This window comes from uncultured Abiotrophia sp., assembly GCF_963520105.1.
Classification (GTDB): domain Bacteria; phylum Bacillota; class Bacilli; order Lactobacillales; family Aerococcaceae; genus Abiotrophia.
In genome coordinates this window covers 224877-245359 of sequence record NZ_CAUQPN010000001.1, presented here as the reverse complement: position 1 = coordinate 245359, position 20483 = coordinate 224877, and the positions used below count along the sequence as shown (strand labels likewise).

The following is a 20483-nucleotide window of genomic DNA, read 5'->3' as shown; positions in this document are numbered from 1 at the left end:
CCTCCCTTTTAGTCCTTATAAGGTTTTTCGGCCAGATAAGACTGGATTAAGTCCACAAAATGCTGACCTCGTACCTCAAAGTTAGCGAATTGATCCCAGCTTGCGCATGAAGGTGAGAACAAGACTACTTCTCCCGCTTGAGCAGCTTCATATGCAGCTAGACTTGCTTGATCTAGGTTCTCAAAAAGATGTACGGCTGACACTCCAGCTTGTCGGAAAGCCTTAGCCATTTTTTCTTTACTTTCCCCATAGAGAAAGGCCTCTACAACATACTCCAAGTGAGGGATTAAATCATCAAATTCATTGCCTCGATCTAGACCACCACCAATATAACGGATTGGTTGGGTAAAACTCTTAAGAGCAGTAGTAGCTGCTACCATATTGGTTGACTTAGAGTCATTGTAGAAGATACGACCCGCTGATTTAGCAATAGGTTGCAAACGATGAGGCATGCCAGCATAGGCACTCAACTCCGCTTGAATAGCTTGGTTGGAGACGCCTAGTAACTTGGCCACTGCAATTGCTGCCAGGGCGTTTTGGACGTTATGGTCACCAGGCACGCCAATTTGTGACACTTTGGCTACTTCCTCACCGCGGAAATATAGAGCATCCCCTTGGCGGTAGGCACCCTGGGCCTGCACCTCTGGGCTGGCTGGCAAATGACTAAACGGCACCTGCTGGGCTTTAACCTGATTAGCATGCGCACGAAGGGTTGAATCCGTCACATTATAGACCCAGAAATCGGCAGTTGTTTGGTTAGCCACTAATTTGAATTTAGCAGCTTCGTAACCTTCCTGATTACCATGATAATCCAGATGGGCTGAAGTTAGGTTGGTCATAACTGCAATGCTTGGTCGGAACTTCTCGGTCCCCATCAATTGGAAGCTAGATACTTCCATTACGATTACATCTTCAGGGCTTGCTTGGTTAGCTGTTACAAGTGACGGTACCCCGATATTGCCTGCTAAACGAGCCTGACCTTGTGGCCGGTGTGCTAGCATTTGATGAATCCAACTCGTCGTGGTGGTCTTGCCATTACTTCCTGTCACCGCCACAATAGGACATGGCGCAATCCAAGAAGCTAGCTCAATATCTGTATAGATAGGCAAGCCTCGTTTTTGGGCTTCCTCAATTAAAGGTACATGATAAGGTATCCCAGGGTTCTTGACCATAAAATCAAAATCCTGATCTAAGAGTTCTAGCGGGTGCCCGCCATCTACCACCTTAACACCTCTGTCCATAAGCAAATGGACCGACGAATCTTCTAGAAGATTTCCCCGGTCATTTAAGGTTACTTGTGCCCCTTGAGTTAAGAGATATTCAACGACAGAGCGTCCCGTCATAGCATAACCCATTACTAGCACTTTTTTATTTTTTAAATCTTGACCCATTTGTCCCATTAAACTCCACACCTTATCTGATTAGAATATGAAATAATAGCCTAACCCTGCTAAGAGGCCAACGAGCCAAAATACGGTCACAACTTTTTGTTCACTCCAACCACTCATTTCAAAGTGATGGTGAATCGGGCTCATCTTGAAAATTCGTTTACCAGTTAGCTTGAAGGACGCTACTTGTAACATGACGCTGGCAGTTTCTACTACAAAGACAATCCCGACTAAGAGTAAGCTCCAAGGATTGTTAACTAGGAGCGAAATCACTGCTAAACCAGCGCCTAATGCCAAGGAACCGACGTCCCCCATGAAAATCTTGGCCGGCTTTTTATTATAATACAAAAAGCCAATTAATGCACCTACCACCACCAAACAAATCAAGGCTAAGGAGGTTTGCTTGCTCTTAAGTGCCATGGCCCCATAAACACCATAAGCAAAAATATTTAAGCCTGTTGCTAAACCATCCAAACCATCTGTTAAGTTGACTGCGTTGGAGAAACCTGTAATCCAGATAAAGGCGAAAATACCAATCACAAGGGCATTACTGATAAGGAAAGGTCCTAGGTTGAAGGCTAATTCTACCTTATTCAAGAGACCAATTAAAACGATAATACCAGAAAAAATCAATTGGGTTAAGAATTTTTGACGTGGCGTCAAACCTTCATTTTGATGGCGGAAGATACTAATAAAGTCATCGATAAAGCCAATCCCACCGAATAACAAGAAGGTCAACAAGAGCATCCAGACACCACCGTCTAAGAGTCGCAAGAGTGTGGCAGCTCCTAGAAGTGTTACTAAAATGGCCATGATAAAGACCGTCCCACCCATGGTAGGTGTCCCTGTCTTGACTTCATGCCACTTAGGGCCTTCTTCACGGGTTGTCTGCCCAATCTTTCGGTAGTTAAAGTAGCCGATAAAGAACGGCATAATGATTACCGTGATTGCAAAACTCACGGCCATTGGCAATAGTAATTCCATCTCTCTCTTCCTCTCTGCTTATTATTTCTTCGGCCTTCCTAGCCAAAGTGGCGGGTAACAGCCGCTTCAATTTCTGTTACTTCATCATAAGGTAACTTGTCATCACCAATAATCTGGTAGGGCTCGCTACCCTTGCCGGCAAAGACCAATAAATCCCCTGCTTGCGCCTGAGAAATGACATAGTCAATGGCTTCCTTGCGATCTTCAATGACCTTATAAGGCACTTCATTGTGACTTCCAATTAACTCAGCACAAATTTTCGCCACAGGTTCATGCCTTGGATTATCAGCTGTGAATATGATCCAATCCGAATATTCAAAGACCTTGTCCCCAATTTCCGGGCGCGCTCCACTATCGCGATTACCGCCACTGTGTCCAATAATGGTAACTAGGCGTTTAGGCTCCTGAGCCTTTAACTCTTGAAGCACACGTTCAATGGCATCTGGTGTGTGGGCAAAGTCGACTACCACTTGGAATTCTTGTCCTAAATCTAGTCTTTGCATCCGGCCCTCAACCCCACCAAAGCTAAGCATTAAATCAACTACTGTTTGAGGTTGGACATGGTAATAGTCTACCAAGCAAAGAAAGGCCGCCATAAAGTTAGCCACGTTGTATGCGCCAAGCATAGGGCTAACAACTTGATAGGTCTGATTGCGATAATGCAGTCTGAAGGTTTGGTTACCATCCTTAACCGCTAGTTGGTCAGCATAGGCACTGGCTTTAGAATCCTGAAGACTATAAGTCAAAACATCCGCTGAAGTTGCTTGCATCATAATGGAAGCATAAGGGTCATCTGCATTGATAATAGCCAGTCTTGGCCCCTCTCCCGCAAACTTTTGTCCTAGTTGGGCAAAAAGCAAGGACTTAGCATAGGCATAGCCTTCCATGGTTTTATGGAAATCCAAGTGCTCCCGAGTTAAGTTTGTGAAGATGGCACAGTCAATATCTGTTGCCCAAAGACGCCCCAAGGCTAAGGCATGAGAAGAAGCTTCAATTAGAGCATCCTGACAACCTACCGATACCATTTCAGCAAATAACTGCTGAAGAGCTAAGGCATTGGGCGTCGTGTTGATGGATGGATAATAAGTCTGATCCACCTTATAATGTAAGGTCCCAATGAGCCCTGTCTTATGCCCTAATTGCATGAGCAAATCACTGATAAGACTAGAAATGGTTGTTTTACCATTAGTCCCGGTGACTGCCACCACATTAAGATGCTCGGTAGGCCGACCAAAAAACTGATTAGCTAACAAGGCTTGTGCTCGGAAAGTTGAAGGAACCAAGAAAAAGCTTAATGGGTAGTCTTGCCAATTTTCAGGCAGGACTTCTACCACCATAAGTTTAGCCCCAGCCGCTGCTACTTGTTCCACAGCAGTGTGGCCGTCAAATTGTAGGCCCTTAATGGCAACAAAGGCACAACCAGACACTAAGTTACGTGTATCGTTAACTAGTTGCGTGATTTCCCCTTTGATTTCTGGGCCATACAATTGACCACTAGGAACTGCTCTTAGTAAGTCTTCTACTTGCATCCTATGTCCTTCTTTCTTCTTATGGTTTCACCATAATATATTCGATATAGTCATTAAAAAGTTTACCTAAAATCTGCGATCCAAGAAGCCCGTGATCTTGTTGCGGCCGCTTCATGGCCATATAGAGCATGTATTTAGGATTATCTGCCGGGAAGAAAGTTACCACTGAGTGATAGTAGTCATTTGCTCCCGTTAGATAGCCTGAACCATTAGGATCTGCGATTTGGGCGGTCCCTGTCTTAGCCGCAACTTTTACATATGGGTTACGGAAGGAGACTGCGGTCCCATAGGGCTTCTCAACCGTGTCCACCATAAGTTGGAGAACATGATTGGCTGCTTCCTTGGAAATTGGCTTACCTAAGACTCGGGATTGGAATTCACCTGCTGAATCCAATCCTTGAACCACTTGAACTTTCAGCATTTGCCCCTGATTCCCTATACTACTATAGGCTTGTAAGAGTTGGATAGGCGTAGCAGAGAAACCTTGGCCAAAGCCACTCATAATTCGTGAAACCGGGTTGTCAAATTGGAAGTTACCGGTTGTTTCATTTTCAAGACCGAAGTCAGTTCCCTTACCGAAGCCAAAGTCGCCTAACTTCTTGACCCACTCTTGGTCTCCCATGCGGTTAACTAGATTGACCATGGCCACGTTACTAGAACGTGCCAAGCCTTCTTCAAAACTAATCTGCCCCCAACCTACTTTGTTATAGTCCTTAACCACTTGGTCGTAGACTTGGATAGAGCCTGATTGATAGAGTTCACCTGGTTTATAGAGTTGGCGATCATAAGCTACCGACATGGTTAGAATCTTAATAGTTGAACCTGGTTCATAGGCTTCTTCCACCATCAAGTTTTTCCATTCTGCCTCAATGCCTTCTCGAGTATTGAGATTAAAACTTGGTCGTTGGGAAGCTGCTACTAGCTTACCAGTTTTGGCTTCCACTAAATAGGCTTGCAAAGCTTCCGGTTGGTAAGTCATTTGGTATTGGGTCATTAATTCTTCCAATTTGTTTTGTAGACGTGAGTCTAAGGTTAGATGTAAATCTTTGCCAATTAATTGGCGAGTCGACGACTGGTTGCCATCTTGACCGCTAAGACTGACATTATAGGCAGCTTCTAAGCCCAGTTTACCCTCTAGGACTTGAGCACTTAAAGGTTGGTCTTCTTCCTTAGCCGCTGCCGTCGCATAGCCAATCAGGTGAGATGCATAGACATCATTAACATATTTACGTGTCGTTTCGCTGACAAAAACTAAGCCTGGTAGATTTTCGGACTCAATCGCCTTTTTAGTTTCAGATGACAAATGTTGACCAGCATTCCCAAACTCTACTTGGTAGACATTGTTTTGAGTCAGTTGAGCTAAAATCATATCGCGATCTAAGCCCAAATGCTTAGCCAAAGTTTTTGCCGTCACATCAGGGTCTTTGACAAGGTTAGTGTCGCCCCAATCGCTGCGAAGCACCGCAAAAAGAGAATAAGAAGTAGTATCCATCGCAATAGGGTTCCCTTGTTGGTCAAAGATACTCCCCCGCCTTGCCTCGGTAATACTACTTCTCTTGGTCCCTGTTTCATGGTAGGCAGTTAAATCCTGCCCATTACTTGTTTTGAAAAGGCTAATTTGGGCGAAACGGAAAATCGCGATACTTGCTAATCCAGCAAGGAGGATTGCCAAGAATCTGAGATTACGTTGAATCATTTGATTATTTGGTTGACTCATGGCTTGGTCAAATCCTTCACACTATCTTGGCGGACCTTCATTCCTTGCTTTTCAGCCGCTTGTTTAATGTTATCGTATTTATATTGTTCCGTCATTTGATCACGCATGACATCTGTCTGTTTCTGTAACTCTAAGGTTTGTTGCATCATCTCTTGGCTAGAACGTTGAATAGATTGAGTCTTGGACTGCATCATGAGATTAACAAAGACACTACCCACCACAACCAAAAAAGTAAGCATGAGCAAGAAAACCTCATAAGGACTGAGTCTCAAAGAACCCACTCTGCTTTTAGTTTGACTACCCACTCTAGGACGACTGACTAAATCAGGCGCACCTAACGCTGGGCTGTCATCAATTGCCGCACTGGTCGCTAAAGGCGGCTCTGGGTTTGCCACTTGGCGGTAACGAGCCTGGGAACTGCGCTTAAAATATTGTTCGCTTGTTACTGTTTCAGCCAATGGTATCCCTTCTTTCTGTTTCTAATTCTTGCTTTTCTATTAATTCTTGCGGAGAATGCGCAACTTAGCACTCCGCGAACGATTGTTGGCCTCTAATTCTTCTGGACTGGCTACAATCGGTTTGCGATTGACCAAGCAAAAAGGCGACTGCATTTGGCCAGGCAAAACTGGTAAACCCCGAGGCACTTCTGGCCCTTGACTTACTTCTTTGAATAATTGCTTAACCAAACGATCTTCCAAGGAATGGAAGGTGATGACGCTAATACGCCCCTCTGGTTTCAAAAGAGTCAGCGCCTGCTCCAGTGAATCTTCGACCGCCCCCAACTCATCGTTGACAGCAATTCGAATGGCCTGGAAACTACGTTTTGCTGGATGCCCACCCGTACGACGGGTAGCAGCAGGAATGGCCATTTTGACAATTTCTGCTAATTCAGTCGTTGTCTCGATAGGTCGCTGAGCACGTCTTTCTTCGATAGCACGTGCAATACGCTTGGCAAACTTCTCTTCTCCATAACGATAGAGAATGTGCACCAAGTCTTCATAAGGCCAGTCATTGACAACCTCATAGGCACTTAAAGCCTGCTCTTGGTTCATCCGCATATCTAGACGGGCTTCTTGTCCATAACTAAAGCCACGCTCGGCCACATCAAGTTGTGGCGAAGACACTCCTAGGTCATAGTAAATTCCGTCCACTTGGTCAATACCAAGCTCTTCTAAAGCCTGCTTCAAATGACGGAAATTTTGGTGAATAAAGGTAACTTGGCCTTTTTCAACATAGTCAGCCAATTTAAGTTTGGCATTGTTAATAGCCGTCATATCCTGGTCGAAGGCATAGAGATGCCCTTGAGGTCCTAGTTGGTCCAGTAAATACTGGGCATGACCAGCGCCCCCTAAGGTGCAATCAACATAGACGCCGTCTGGCTTGATATCCAAACCATCAACGGTTTCATGCAAAAGCACCGTCTCATGTTTAAATTCCATTGTCTTCACTCCGTCACAGGTCAAAATCCATCATACCTTCAGCAATTGCTTCATAATTTTCTTCGGCGTCACCGACAAATTCATCCCAACGTTCGCTGCTCCAAATTTCGATGCGATCAGAAACACCAATGACACGGCATTCCTTATCAATCTTAGCGTAGTCAAGAAGCGTCTGTGGCAAGTTAATCCGACCTTGCTTGTCAATTTCTACTTCAGTGGCAGCTGAGTAGAAGAAGCGGGCGAATTGCCGAGCATCTTTTTTCATAAGGTTGAGTTTCTTTAATTTTTCTTCTTGCACGGCCCAGTTTTCCATAGGATATCCGAACAAACAGCCATCCAAGCCCCGGGTCACCACGAATTGGCCACCTAGTTCAGGCCTAAATTTAGCAGGCATAGTCAATCGCCCTTTGGCATCAATATTATGTTGAAATTCTCCAATTAACACGATTGCATACACCTCCCATGATAGCTTACCCATATTCTACCACATTCCACCACTTTTCACCACTCCTTCTTGCAAATTTCATAAAAAAAAGCCCGCTAGAAAACTAGCGGCGCTTAAAAAGCTTATTATATCAAGGTTTTACCAGGTGGGAAGGAGTGGTAAAAAGGTGGGGGATTTTCCCTAAAGGATCCACAAGCTAGCAATGCGAAGGAGCATGAGCCCTAATAGCATGCTAGAAAAGGATAGGAAGACGACTCGACTAGCCTGGTGAAGGTAGCGGCGGTAACTGAAAACGTCAATTCGTCGAATGTAGTCGTAGAGGTGGACTACTAGAATAATCAAGGTCAGATAGAGAGTTAAAAGTCCTAGACTGAATCCAAAAATAAAACTACTGAAGCCATGTATCAATACCCACCACATGGGGAGGAGCATTTCAGCAAGTGAAAACTTGTAAAAAGAAAAGGAGGACATTGCTTCACGGAAAAAACGATCAAACAAAAAAACATAAATAACTGGCAATAGATATAATAATAATTCCCGCCAATCAAATGGATACATAACTTCACCTCCTCATTCCCCTTATTATAGCATGTAATACTATCCTTGCCTATCCCCCTACATAGGCATCTATGGGGAAATACTACTTTGCTTACTTATACAAAAACGTCCACTCCCAAGGAGTGGACGACTGTCTTATTTCATGACTAGATCAATAATATGACGCCAAGTATCTTGGCTTAGCACTTCCCAGAAGTTGCCCTTGCCAATTATGGCATAGCCAATAATTAGCCCGATGACAAAAAACAAGAAAAGTAAGAGCAGGTACATAATGACCCGTAATAAAGTCTTGCCAACAATGGCCCAGACGGATTTTTTCATAAGTTTTTCTGCCATAAGGACTCCTTTCTACCCTAAAATACGACGTTTGATACGTTGTAAGCGACGCTTCAATCGTTGGCGCCATGTCGGGTTGGTACGTTCTAATTTACCTGAGAGAATCAAATCTAACATCAAGCCTGACCCAATCGCCACACAGTTCATGGGTTGTTCTGCCTTAAGGACGCTGACCTTAAGGAAATCTGTCAGGAAGGTATCCATGTGATAGATTAAGGCGCCTCCCCCAGTTAAGAGGATGCCTTTCTCCATAACATCTGCGGCCATCTCAGGCGGGATTGTTTCTAAGACTCGCTTAGCTACTCGGGCAATCTCAATCAAGATTGGTCGAATAGCCTGACAAATCATATTAGAATCGACGTTAACTGACTTAGGCAAGCCGGTCAAGAGGTCGCGTCCCTTTACATCATAGGTTTCTACTTCTTCCTCCGGTAAGAGAACAGCAGACGCGACCGCCTTCTTCAGGCTTTCGGCTGAACGTTCACCAACCAGAATGTGGAAATTGTCTTTGAGATATTGAATGATGGCTAGATCTAAGTCATCGCCAGCCAATTTAATGGATTCACTGGCAATTACTTCACCCGCAGAGATGACTGCAAAGTCACTCGTACCACCACCAATATCAATGACCATACTACCCGATGAGCTCAGCGGGTCAATACCGGCACCTACACCGGCTACCTTTGGTTCTTCCTCTAAGTAGATACGCCCTCCACCTGCACGTTCGACAGTTTCAATTAAGGCTAGGCGTTCAATCTCGCTTACCTTTGATGGGGCACAAATTAAAACATTGGGTTTAGCAAACCAAGAGGTTAGATTCAAACGTTGCATAAAGAGCATAAGCATGGCTTCTGCAATATCAAAATCAGCAATGACGCCACCCTTTAGCGGTTGAATAACCTGAATGGATTCAGGTGTCCGGCCCATCATTTCATAGGCTTCATGGCCAATAGCAATGACTTCTTGGCTGCGTGTATCAATGGCTACGACAGAAGGCTCATTCAGGATAATCCCTTTACCGTATAAATTCACTAAAACATTTGTTGTTCCTAAGTCTATTCCGACGTTTTTAGCCATTTAAGACCCCCCTCTATGCAAGAGTCGTAGTCTTTTGTGGCGTTGCTACTTGAGCACTATTAACCCGGTCAATATTAGCACCTAAGGCTTTGAGTTTCTCATGGAATCGGAAGTAGCCACGATCTAGATACTTCAATTCAGAAACGCGGGTCACCCCTTCAGCTGTTAAACCTGCAATAATTAAGGCTGCAGCTGCGCGTAAATCGGTGGCCTTAACGCTAGCACCATAGAATTGGGTAGGACCTTCCATGACCACATTTTGGCGATCAATGGTAAAGTGGGCATTCATCCGGCGCAACTCTTCAAAGTGCATAAAGCGATTCTCGAAGACTGTTTCGGTCAAGGAGCTTGAACCTTCAGCTAAGAGTTGGGCGATCGACATTTGTGCTTGCATATCGGTTGGGAAGCCAGGATACGGCAAGGTCTTAACATCTGTTGGATGCAAAGTCTTAGGTCCAATGACCCGAAGACCATTTTGATACTCATGGAATACAACACCCATTTCACGCAATTTGCTAATCAATGGCATGTTGTGTTCTGACACAGCTCCTTCAACTAAGACATCGCCTTGGGTCACAGCGGCTGCCACCATAAAGGTACCTGCTTCAATTCGGTCTGGAATCACATCATGGGAGGTCCCATGTAGGGCTTTGACCCCATGAATCTTAATTGTTTCCGTCCCAGCGCCGACAATATCGGCTCCCATTCGGTTTAAGAAGTTAGCTAAATCCACAATTTCTGGCTCACGCGCTACGTTCTCTAAGATGGTAGTACCTTCTGCCAAGACAGCTGCCATCATAATATTTTCAGTCGCGCCCACACTTGGGAAGTCCAAGTAGATACGCGCACCCACTAACTTATCAGCCTGTGCTTCGACATAGCCTGCTGCGCGTGTAATTTTTGCCCCCAGAGCTTCAAAGCCCTTGAGATGGAGGTCAATAGGACGAGTCCCGATGGCACAGCCACCTGGCATCGCCACTCGTGCATGACCAAAGCGAGCCAAGAGTGGCCCCATCACAACGATCGATGCCCGCATCTTGCTGACAAAGTCATAATCAGCTGTGGTTGACACAGGACCGGTTGCGTCTAAAGTCATTTCATTATTTTCTTGATCAAATTCATTACTTACGTTAATTGCAGTCAGTAAGTTGTTAAGGGTAAAGACATCTGATAAGACAGGCACATTAGACAAATTAACCTTGCCTGTTTCTGCTAAAATAGCCGCAGCCAAGATTGGCAAGACCGCATTTTTAGCTCCTTCAACTTTGACTACACCTTCTAATCGATTACCACCTTGAACAATAATCTCTTCCATCAAAAATTCTCCTATTCTTACGCCTATTCGTTTTGGAGCGAACAAATAGGGATACACTCTCTTATTTAAGGAAACCTAACAATAAGTTCTGTAAGGATTCCGTCATTTCAATCATAAACGACCCGACTAAGTGCCCCACTGCAAGGCTAACCATGACATAAACTGCGTAGGCTCCTTGCTTAGCATTCTGGCGCATGAGCTGATTCCAGTTCACACCCCGGAAAATGAGGAGACTCATCCCTAGGATGATAAGACGAAGACATAGTACTGCCATACCATATACACTCGTCTGCATGTCTATCACTCCTTCAAGTCCAAGACTATGATAACATAAGTTCTATGGAAAAAGAAATAGTTAATCTCCTTATCTTTAATTTGTCATGATTCTGACCCATTTCATAAGGGTATTTTGGGGTCACTGAAAGCTAGACGGACAAGTTTTCTTTCTCTTTACATTCCCACTTTGTGTCATAGAGATAAAAATCACAGCCTGAAAGTCCAAGACCTCCAGGCTGCAATCAAACAATCTATAGTAAGTGACTAAAATCTGGGCTACTTACCTTGCCGTAATCCGCGCCAACAACTTCAGTTTGGGTACCTGCAACCGCTCGCTCAACTAATCCTTCCACATCCAGGAGAGCTTCTAACTCCATTACGGACGTCAATTTGGGCTTGGTACGTGGTGATTTAGGAGCAAAAACTGTACAGCAGTCTTCAAATGGCTCATTGGAGATTTCATAGGTCCCAATCGCTTCCGCCTGCGCAATAATATCGTTCTTGTCTATTGCAATTAAAGGCCGCAAAATCGGCACGGAAGTCACTTGGTTGATAGCCCGCATGCTCTTCAGTGTCTGAGAGGCCACTTGCCCTAAGGATTCTCCCGTCACAATAGCATCAGCTTGTTGACGATTCACTAGCGCCTCCATGACCCGAAGCATCATACGACGCATAATGGTCATGGAAAAATCATCGTGAACCTTATCCTTAATTTCTTCTTGAATTTCAGTAAAAGGCACGCAATGATAAGTCAAGCTTCGACCATATTGAGCCAATTGAGCCGTTAATTTTTTGGTCTTTTCCAGAGCTTGCGGGCTCGTATAAGGCGGGCTGGCAAAATGAACTGCTTCAATTTCCAAACCACGCTTCATCATCTGATAGCCTGCCACAGGAGAGTCAATCCCCCCAGACAGCATGAGTAAGGCGCGACCGCTAGCTCCATAAGGTAATCCCCCTACCCCTTTGTAGGACAAGAGGCTTAGGTAGGCGCCAGCCTTTTGGATACTGATCGTTAATTTGTAATCTGGGGTCTTGAAGTCTACTTCCAAATCTGGATAAGCTAAACCTAGGCAAGTTCCCACTTCTCTCTGTAAGTCCATGGTGTCGTAGGCAAAGGTTTTATCAGAACGTTTGGCTAAGACTCTAAAAGAACTGCCAGCAGCTGGCTTCACTTCTTCAAACAAGGCCAGCGCTTGAGCTTTGATTGCGTCCAGATCCTTGTCCACGCGATAGACTGGCTCGAAGCGCGAAATACCTGGTACTGTCTCAAGCCGTTCAATCACTGTTTGGTAAGGCGTTTCTTGCCATATCAAATGCATAAAGTCGTATTCAGGCACAATCTTAATTCGCTCTAAATCCTGGGTACGGTAACGGATATGCTCAGCTAATTTATTAATAAACATTTTTTTATTGCGACCCTTAGTTGAGAGTTCGCCATAATGAATGAGAATTTGTTTTTGACTCATGATTTTCCTCGTGTTTTCTCAAATTGTTGGCTAATTTTTGGAATGGCTACTAGACATTTTTCAATATCCTGGTCACTGGTATCCGCTGCTAGGCTAAAGCGCAAGGCGGATTGTGCTAAGTTTTGGGGTACGCCCATTGCCGCCAAACTGTGATGGTCAGATTTTACTCGACTGGAACAAGCACTGGTAGTTGACACATAGATACCTTGGGTCTCGAAGGCATTGAGCAGGACCTCGCCAGGAATTCCTGGAAGAGCTGCGCACAAAATATGAGGCGCTGCCGTTTCTTGGGCAAAGATAACCCAACCTTGCGCGCTTAAGGCTTGAGCTAATTGCTGGCCATAGGCCTTAAGTCGCGAACGTGTCTGACCTTGTTCTCCATGGGCTAGACGTAGGGCCTTGGCAGTAGCCACAATGGCGGCTAGGTTCTCAGTCCCAGATCTTTGCCCCTGCTCCTGGCCTCCCCCCGTCATAAGGGGAACCAAATCTACGCGTTGGCGGCAGGCCAAAATCCCCACCCCGCGTGGCGCGTGAAATTTGTGGCTAGACAAACTCAAACAATCAATTCTGGCCTGCTGAATCCGAGACAATTCAGTTGTAACTACCTGAACCCCATCGACGTGCCAGACAATATTTGGATAGTCTGCTAAGATTTGCGCCATCTGGTCCAAAGGCTGGCAAGCCCCCATCTCATTATTGACAGCCATGGTGGAAACCAGCAAAACTTCTGGTCCTAACTTAGCCTGGATAGCTTCCAAATCTACTTGCCCTTGGTCAGTCACTGGCAAAGTGGCCCAGGTCAGACCTTGACTTTCGATATAGTCTCTTTGGCTTAAAACTGCAGGATGCTCAAAAGGACTGACTAGAACCAAATTAGCCTCGGGCCGACGTTTGTGGGCCTGGCTTACAATCCGTTGGAAGACCCAGTTATTGGCCTCAGTGCCTGAACTAGTAAAGTAGATTTCCTGTGGATGATAACCTAATAGTTGACCAACTTGGGCACGAGCCTGTTCCAAAAGTTGTCGACTCTTACGTCCTAGGCCATGAGCACTCGACGGATTAGCAAAAAATTCTTGAGCCACCTGGCTATAGGTAGCCAAGACTTGGGGATGAATCCGGGTAGTTGCGGCGTTATCCAGATAAATCATCACTTTCCTCCTCTTGCAAAAAGGCCCGACAACACGTGTCTTGGGCCTTTTGTTTCTAAACTATCTAGCACTTAACAATCCTAAAATTGAGTGCTCCGCTTTTCTTGGTGGTACATGCGACGTACTTGAGTCGGCGCATCTGGGTCAACTCGTCTAAGGGTTTTCTCAATAATCGCTAAGGCTTCTTGATACTTAAACTCCCGATGGAAGAGGTATTGAGCCTCTTTGATTGCTGCATCCACTTCAGGATAGTCATAGCGGAATCGATTGCTCTGTTGAATCATGTATTCGGTCAACATAGCACTGTCTACCACTGACTCTGTCATTTCTTCTAAAGCAGCAAGGTGACGCTCTAACTCATCTTCTAAGCTTTCAATTTCATCCATATCAATACGAACTCGGTTGAGTTGCTTAGCCAAGTGCTCCACTTGATCTGTTACACGATAGAACTGATCGTAGAAGGAATCACTGAGACCAGGCAGATGACTTTTCTCGATCCGACGCTTAATATTGCGTAGAGCTAATTCATAGTCATCCAAGTTAGTCTTGGCATCCTTCTCACGCGTGTTGAGTTGAGCAATTTTGTTGGTAATTGCCAATACTTGCTCATCAATTTCTTCGATACGCTTGCGAATTTTCTTAATGCGACCTTCAGCTTGAGTATAAACCACTGCAGACCCTTCAGTCTCAGCCACCAAGTCTTTGAATCGGTTATATTCATGGCGGATTTGATCGCTTAAATCAGCAATTTGATCCACTTCATTCTCATGGAGAATATAGCTTTGCGCGATACGGTCTACTTCAATGCCAGCATAACGCCCATTTTCAGCCACTTCATCAATTTTGCGACGAAGACTTTGGATGTTCTTGTTGACATAGTCTTTGGCTTCAATTTCAGTTTCCATCAAATCATATAGCGACTTGATATCACGTTCTGCCTTATCCATCAGAGTCTTAGCTTCTGATAAGTCGGCATTCTTGATTTCATTCTTGGCATCGTTCAATTTTTCTTGAATTTCGTCCACTTTCTCTAGAATGGCTACGCCATCAAAGTCAAAGCGACTGTCTACCATCTTCTGGTAGCCTTCACGCAAGTCATCTAGGGAGTCTTCGTATTCATTCTTAATCTTGTCGTACATCGACGGGATACGTTCCAAGATGTCTTCTAGGCTGGTCATGTCTGCATCAATGGTCTTGAGCATATCACGCGCTTCTAGATGATCCCCATTTTCAGTGTACTCATTGTACTTAGTGAAGTTGAGTTCCAAATACTGAAGGTTTTTCTCCAAGGTCTCAATGGCAGGACCGTAATCAAAGCTGTGGTTCATGACATTCTTGCGTGCTGAATTATAACGCTCATGTAAAGCAGCATTCAACTCATTGTTGTCAACTTCTACCTGCAGAAGATCAGACAAGTCTTGATGGAGGTCTTGCACCTTAAGCATGGTTTCATCAATCAACTGACGTGCTTGAGCAATAGTTCGGCCAGTCCGCACAAAATTCAGTTGATCTGCATATTGTTGGGCCCCAACTAGGGCAGATTCAATCTCTACAAACTGGAAGTTAGTAATGGATTGCCACTGGTTAACCAAGCTCTCATACTTGCGTTTTGTTTGACCCGATAGGCTCATATTCTTAAGGAGGAAGAGTTGATTGGCAATCGGTATCGCCATCATCTCCTCTTTTCTTGCTTCAAGTTCTCGGATGCTTTGCGTATTTCTAGATCGGTAGAAGTGGTAGGCAAAGTAACCAAGCACACAAACCAAAATGATTAATAGTAATATACCTGTAAATTGCAATGTGTTCGCTCCTCCTTATGTCTATTTTTAGGCCTTAACTAGAAAAAAGCCTAAATAATCATTTTCGATTATACCACTAATGGTGGGGATTATAAAGCAAAAAGTTAGATTTGAGCATTAAATGTAACAATTGAAATATCTAACAAATCAAAAGACCCTCGGCATGCCATGAGGCGTGCCGAGGGTTAGCTATTACCCTATTGCGGATTTTGGCTATTATTAGCAGGTTGGCTTGCTTCACCTGACTCAGTTCCCGGTTGAGTTGGGGCAGGTTGGTTTTGATCTTGACTAGCAGGAGGCGTTGAAGCATCACCTGAATTTTGATTTGGAGCTTGAGACTCTTGATTATTAGAACTATTAGGTTGATTGTCACCACTATAGCCTGGAATCTTGAAGTCTTGTGGTAAGTTAATGGTTAAGTCTACACTTGGTTTAACATCCACACCATAGGCGTTTTGGAAACTAAAGAGTCCATTGGCTACAGGTGTCACATTTGGCTCAATCCCCACGCTGACTTGACCAGTCGCAGTATCATAGAAGAGGTGATCAGCTGTTGACACATGGGTCACTAAGTCCACCCGAGGCAAGGCAGTAATCTTGCTACCATCTTGAACAAATTCGTAAGCATATACTTCATTAGCATAACCCGTTGCTAGGGCAAACTTATCTGTTAGGCTCTTGATATCTGCTTGGTTACCCACTGCTTCAGCCGCATTAAGTTGAGCGGTCCAACGTTGTTTAACACTGGTGTAGTCGTTACCCAAAGCTTCCTTACGATCCTTATCCAAAGTGTTGGTGTATTGATAGAGGTAAACACGTAATTGGTTGAGAGCTTGTTTCTCCTCAGGTTTCATATCTGGTAAGAATTTTTCCAGAATGAAGGTATGAGAGTAAATATCATAAACTGGCTCGCCATTTTGCACACGTTCATAGAATTTCTTGAACATTGCAGGCAGAATTGGGTTGTAGACAGCCTGGTCAGAGTAATCCTTGCGTTCGGCATTTAAGATATCTTCCTTGCTTGGTGCGCTAGTTTCATCTAAGCTGTTGAGGACTTCCTTCCAAGGCGCATTGAGGCTGTTGTCTACCGATTTCTCTAATTGTTGGATGGTATCTTTAGACTTAGCTGCCTCTGTCTTAGCATATTCTTCCGCTAATTTTACTAACTCTTCCTTAGTTGAGTCAGAAATGTTAACGGTCGTGTTATTGTTAGTGGTGTTGTTATTGATTGTCGTATTGTTGTTAACAGTGGTGTTGTTGATTACTTGGTTAACAATGGTTTGTGCCACTTGGGTATCCACGTTTACCCCTTGGTTGGCTTGTTGGTTGGTGACTTCTTTTTTGATTTCAGAGATGATTTGGTTAGCCTTGGTATCGTCTAATTTATCTTCTTTCTTGACAACTTCGACTACCTTGATTTCTTTCTCAGCTACCTTAACAGCTTTCTCATCTACTTTAACACCTGACTTAGCAAGCAAGGCATAGACCCCTGCCAATGCGCCCTCACCCGTTACAGGGCTAACGGTGGCAATACGAATCAGGACATCCTTGGCACCAGAAGTAATGGCTGCATTCTGATAAGTCGTAGCGCTGACTAAAGTGATGTTTTGTGGTGTCACAATTTGAACTTGTACCCCATAACCAGCCGCTTGTTGTTCAATATAAGCACTGGAATAAACAGTAGTACTTGCGTTAGAGCCATCATGTAGATATTGGTTGATGGTATTACCGTCTACCATGAGCGTATTGGCTGCGCTAAAGTCCTTAGCACCCAAGAGGCTCTTGGTTTGTTCTTGTTGTTGAGGGTTCAACGATGCCCCCAGAGACAATAGTTTTTGTTGTTGAGCTTGTTCTACCGCAGAAACTAGTTCTGATGTCGGTTGGCTTAAATAGGCCACGTTAGGTGCCACAGCAAGAGCTGCCATTAAGGCAACGAGCCATTTAGTTGATTTCTTCATAGTTTCCTCACTCCTAAATCTAGAGAATTTGGTCTAAGTATATTGTAACACACTGCTTGTCATAGTACGTAGAATTACCATATTTGTCTTTCAAATTTCAAGGTTTCTTAACATTTAGCCTTAAACATTCACAAATCATTCGGTCCTAGAAGAAACAAAAAATGCTTAAAACCGTCCTCTGTCTCCGCCCTTAACTATCATCAAATCCCTATCTTAAGTATTTTTTCTGAAACTAGCCTTTCTTGAATGCCCCTAGTATAAGTGCTATACTATCAGTATAAGTGGCATCTCTACAGAATGCCCCTAAGTTAAGAGGCTCTCCCTCTGACAATGAAAGGATGATTTTCATGAATAAAAAACTCAGTCGGCTTGTAGCCTTAGGACTGCTAGCCACTACCCTCTGGCAGCCTGTCGCCATTCTCGCTGAGTCTAACACTAGCACATCTAGTCAAACTTCAAGCACAGCAACGGCTGGCACACAAGTTGTCGGCAACGATACGGTTGGCTACTTAACCCTTCCCGAGGGCTACGAAGCGAACGAAACTGGTGACCAAAACACTGGCGGTCTGTCATTCGTCAATAAATCCACCAACACATCGATTAGCTTAATGAGACTGAATGCGACAGATTATATTCAAAGTAAGCCTCAGTCCTTGGCTAAGCTAACTCTTCCAGCTTGGATTATCATGAAAGAAGTTGTTTATCGCTTACCTGATAAAGAACTTACCTTTCAATCTGGACCTGCAGGCTTCGACAACCTACCTGATGGCTACTACCTAGTTAGCTATAAGGATTCCAGTGCTATTGGCAGTGTCTATTTCACCGATAAAAATGATAGCAACTATGTCTACCTAATTGGTATGGACGGCCCTAATGCAGATAGTCTTTCTTCATTTGGTGACATTGCTAAAACCTGGTCAAGTAAGAAACCTTAAGAAGGAGGAGCCATACAATGAAACGATTTTTAACCTTTTTATGCCTTTTGGCTAGCCTAGTCGTGCTTGCACCCCAGACCATTTTGGCCGAAGAATCCTCAAGTAGCCAAACTACTACTAAACTTGATTTAAGTCAGAAAGTCGGAAGCGACTCACTAGGCTATGTCATGATTCCTTCAGACTTTGTCAAATTTACTGAACTTGGAGAACACTCACCCACCCAGCTCCAGTGGTCTTCTAAAGATGCCTTTACAGTAGTCACATTAAATAAGTTGCCAGCTTATCAAGGCATCGAAAATCATCCAGTCTTCAGTAAACTACCTAAACCATATCCTTATGCGACCGATCACATGGCTACCTTTGCCACCATCCCATCCCATGAAAAGCTCACCTTAAGCGCTGCTAAGAATTACCCATCTAGCTATAAGGACGCTGTCGGAGTTGAAGTACAATTTCAAGAGAAATCCTTACGTCTCGTTTACTTCACCACAGAGTCCGATCCTGATTCAGTCTACTACTTAGCTGTCGAAGGGGCACCTCAAGACATGGATGCCTTAGAGGAAATTCTTAAAAACTGGACACCAAAATAATTTACTCAAAAATCCTCATTGGCTAGCGCGACACAGCCAATGAGGATTTATTTATAAAACACCTCGTGACTCAGGCTAGTGCCCAAGTCACGAGGTGTTTTTAACTTATATTGATAGCCCCGGTCTAGCCGACAGACCCTTCCATTTCATAACTAATGAGGCGGTTGAGCTCAACCGCATATTCCATCGGTAATTCCTTGGTAAAAGGCTCGACAAAGCCCATAATAATCATTTCCGTCGCTTCGGATTCAGACAGCCCTCGACTCATCAAGTAGAAAAGTTGTTCCTCTGAAATCTTGGAGACTTTGGCTTCGTGTTCCAAGGAGACTTGGCCATTATGAATCTCATTGAACGGAATGGTATCAGACTTAGAGGCCTGGTCCATAATAATGGTATCACACTCGATATGAGAAATTGAACGCTTGGAATTCTTAGCGAAGGTCACTTGCCCACGATAGTTAACCTCTCCCCCATCCTTGGCGATGGATTTAGACACAATGGAACTAGAGGTGTTCGGGGCATTATGAATCATCTTAGCACCCGTGTCTTGCTTTTGATTCTTACCGGCAAAGGCAATGGAAAGCATGGTGCCCCGCGCTCCTTCTCCTTGAAGATAGACACTTGGATACTTCATGGTTGTATGAGCTCCTAAGTTGCCATCAATCCATTCCATGGTCGCCCCTGCATGGGCATGGGCCCGCTTAGTCACTAAGTTATAGACGTTGTTAGACCAGTTTTGAATGGTAGTGTAACGACAATAGGCGTCTTTTTTGACAATAATTTCCACAATGGCGGCATGGAGCGACGCGGTCGAGTAAGTTGGTGCCGTACAGCCTTCCACATAGTGGATGCTAGCGCCCTCGTCCACAATAATCAGGGTCCGCTCAAACTGCCCTGTCCCCTCATTATTAATGCGGAAATAGGTTTGCAGTGGAATGTCACATTTGACACCTTTTGGAACATAGATAAAGGTCCCCCCACTCCAAGCGGCACTATTGAGCGCGGCCTCAAAGTTATCGGTTGGTGGCACCACTGTCCCAAAATGTTCCTTGAAGAGCTCAGGATATTCTCGTAAGCCAGAGTCCGTATCAGTAAAGACAATGCCTAATTTTTCAAACTCTGCCTTCATATTGTGGTAAACTGCTTCCGATTCATATTGAACCGCGGCACCCGCTAGATACTCGCGTTCAGCCTGAGGAATCCCAATCCGCTCAAAGGTCTCCTTAATTTCATCAGGCACATCATCCCAGGAACGGGCCGGACGATCCATGGCCTTCTGGTAATAAATAATATCATCAAAATCTAGTGCTGATAGGTCAGGCCCCCAGTCAGGCAACTTACTATCACGGAAGACCTTAAGTGAACGCAGACGGTAGTCTAACATCCATTCAGGCTCCCCTTTTTCCTTGGAAATAGTCCGAATAACCTCTTCACTCAGACCCTTACCCGTAGAAAAGATAATTTCGGCATCATCGTGGAAGCCATAGGCATAGTCGTTAACAACAGGTACGTCACTCATTATC

19 protein-coding genes are annotated in these 20483 nt (G+C 44.5%); 2 read left to right on the top strand and 17 right to left on the bottom strand.

Annotation, left to right across the window (positions count from 1 at the left end; genetic code table 11):
- Nucleotides 1–8 precede the first annotated feature (8 nt).
- From murD to RWO08_RS01060, 16 genes are all read right to left on the bottom strand, one after another.
- Nucleotides 9–1400: a UDP-N-acetylmuramoyl-L-alanine--D-glutamate ligase gene (gene murD / locus RWO08_RS01135; protein WP_314211056.1), complete on the bottom strand. Its 1392-nt coding sequence runs from the start codon at nucleotides 1398–1400 to the stop codon at nucleotides 9–11.
- A 21-nt stretch (nucleotides 1401–1421) separates the two neighbouring features.
- Nucleotides 1422–2372 carry a phospho-N-acetylmuramoyl-pentapeptide-transferase gene (gene mraY, locus RWO08_RS01130; protein ID WP_070755329.1) on the bottom strand — a complete coding sequence of 317 codons (951 nt, stop codon included), beginning with the start codon at nucleotides 2370–2372 and terminating at the stop codon, nucleotides 1422–1424.
- Nucleotides 2373–2410: 38 nt separating this feature from the next.
- A complete protein-coding gene (locus RWO08_RS01125; RefSeq protein WP_314211055.1) occupies nucleotides 2411–3901 on the bottom strand; it encodes a UDP-N-acetylmuramoyl-L-alanyl-D-glutamate--2,6-diaminopimelate ligase in 1491 nt (496 codons plus the stop codon).
- Between the two features lie 19 nt (nucleotides 3902–3920).
- The gene (locus RWO08_RS01120; protein ID WP_314211054.1) at nucleotides 3921–5618 is read right to left on the bottom strand and encodes a penicillin-binding protein 2; all 1698 of its coding nucleotides are present in this window, start codon (nucleotides 5616–5618) and stop codon (nucleotides 3921–3923) included.
- The gene (locus RWO08_RS01115) at nucleotides 5615–6076 is read right to left on the bottom strand and encodes a hypothetical protein (RefSeq protein ID WP_314211053.1); all 462 of its coding nucleotides are present in this window, start codon (nucleotides 6074–6076) and stop codon (nucleotides 5615–5617) included. Before RWO08_RS01115 ends, RWO08_RS01120 begins: the two co-directional genes overlap by 4 nt.
- Nucleotides 6077–6115: 39 nt before the next feature.
- Nucleotides 6116–7057 (bottom strand): 16S rRNA (cytosine(1402)-N(4))-methyltransferase RsmH, encoded by a 942-nt coding sequence (gene rsmH / locus RWO08_RS01110; protein WP_314211052.1) that lies wholly within the window; start codon nucleotides 7055–7057, stop codon nucleotides 6116–6118.
- 13 nt (nucleotides 7058–7070) lie between these two features.
- Complete coding sequence (gene mraZ, locus RWO08_RS01105) at nucleotides 7071–7502, bottom strand: division/cell wall cluster transcriptional repressor MraZ (RefSeq protein WP_070755665.1); 432 nt, start codon at nucleotides 7500–7502, stop codon at nucleotides 7071–7073.
- Between the two features lie 180 nt (nucleotides 7503–7682).
- Nucleotides 7683–8060 carry a hypothetical protein gene (locus RWO08_RS01100; RefSeq protein ID WP_070755324.1) on the bottom strand — a complete coding sequence of 126 codons (378 nt, stop codon included), beginning with the start codon at nucleotides 8058–8060 and terminating at the stop codon, nucleotides 7683–7685.
- Nucleotides 8061–8195: 135 nt separating this feature from the next.
- Complete coding sequence (locus RWO08_RS01095; RefSeq protein WP_291429138.1) at nucleotides 8196–8396, bottom strand: DNA-directed RNA polymerase subunit beta; 201 nt, start codon at nucleotides 8394–8396, stop codon at nucleotides 8196–8198.
- A 12-nt stretch (nucleotides 8397–8408) separates the two neighbouring features.
- The gene (locus tag RWO08_RS01090; protein WP_023390952.1) at nucleotides 8409–9473 is read right to left on the bottom strand and encodes a rod shape-determining protein; all 1065 of its coding nucleotides are present in this window, start codon (nucleotides 9471–9473) and stop codon (nucleotides 8409–8411) included.
- A gap of 13 nt (nucleotides 9474–9486) precedes the next feature.
- Nucleotides 9487–10788, bottom strand: a complete 1302-nt coding sequence (gene murA / locus RWO08_RS01085) for a UDP-N-acetylglucosamine 1-carboxyvinyltransferase (protein ID WP_291429135.1) — start codon at nucleotides 10786–10788, stop codon at nucleotides 9487–9489.
- A 61-nt stretch (nucleotides 10789–10849) separates the two neighbouring features.
- Nucleotides 10850–11083 carry a DUF1146 family protein gene (locus RWO08_RS01080; protein ID WP_023390954.1) on the bottom strand — a complete coding sequence of 78 codons (234 nt, stop codon included), beginning with the start codon at nucleotides 11081–11083 and terminating at the stop codon, nucleotides 10850–10852.
- A gap of 232 nt (nucleotides 11084–11315) precedes the next feature.
- Complete coding sequence (gene thiI, locus RWO08_RS01075) at nucleotides 11316–12530, bottom strand: tRNA uracil 4-sulfurtransferase ThiI (protein ID WP_314211051.1); 1215 nt, start codon at nucleotides 12528–12530, stop codon at nucleotides 11316–11318.
- Nucleotides 12527–13678 carry a cysteine desulfurase family protein gene (locus tag RWO08_RS01070; protein ID WP_314211050.1) on the bottom strand — a complete coding sequence of 384 codons (1152 nt, stop codon included), beginning with the start codon at nucleotides 13676–13678 and terminating at the stop codon, nucleotides 12527–12529. Before RWO08_RS01070 ends, thiI begins: the two co-directional genes overlap by 4 nt.
- 80 nt (nucleotides 13679–13758) lie before the next feature.
- The gene (locus RWO08_RS01065; protein WP_314211049.1) at nucleotides 13759–15477 is read right to left on the bottom strand and encodes a septation ring formation regulator EzrA; all 1719 of its coding nucleotides are present in this window, start codon (nucleotides 15475–15477) and stop codon (nucleotides 13759–13761) included.
- Nucleotides 15478–15674: 197 nt separating this feature from the next.
- Entirely contained in the window at nucleotides 15675–17435 is a 1761-nt protein-coding gene (locus RWO08_RS01060; RefSeq protein ID WP_314211048.1) for a DUF1002 domain-containing protein, read from the bottom strand.
- Nucleotides 17436–17782: 347 nt separating this feature from the next.
- Here RWO08_RS01060 and RWO08_RS01055 point away from each other — a divergent pair, with 347 nt between their 5' ends.
- Nucleotides 17783–18370, top strand: coding sequence for a hypothetical protein (locus RWO08_RS01055; protein ID WP_070755317.1), 588 nt, complete (start codon nucleotides 17783–17785; stop codon nucleotides 18368–18370).
- A gap of 17 nt (nucleotides 18371–18387) precedes the next feature.
- Nucleotides 18388–18960, top strand: coding sequence for a hypothetical protein (locus tag RWO08_RS01050; RefSeq protein ID WP_314211047.1), 573 nt, complete (start codon nucleotides 18388–18390; stop codon nucleotides 18958–18960).
- A gap of 124 nt (nucleotides 18961–19084) precedes the next feature.
- Here RWO08_RS01050 and sufB read toward each other — a convergent pair whose 3' ends face one another.
- Nucleotides 19085–20479, bottom strand: coding sequence for a Fe-S cluster assembly protein SufB (sufB, locus tag RWO08_RS01045; protein ID WP_303824022.1), 1395 nt, complete (start codon nucleotides 20477–20479; stop codon nucleotides 19085–19087).
- Nucleotides 20480–20483: the final 4 nt, after the last annotated feature.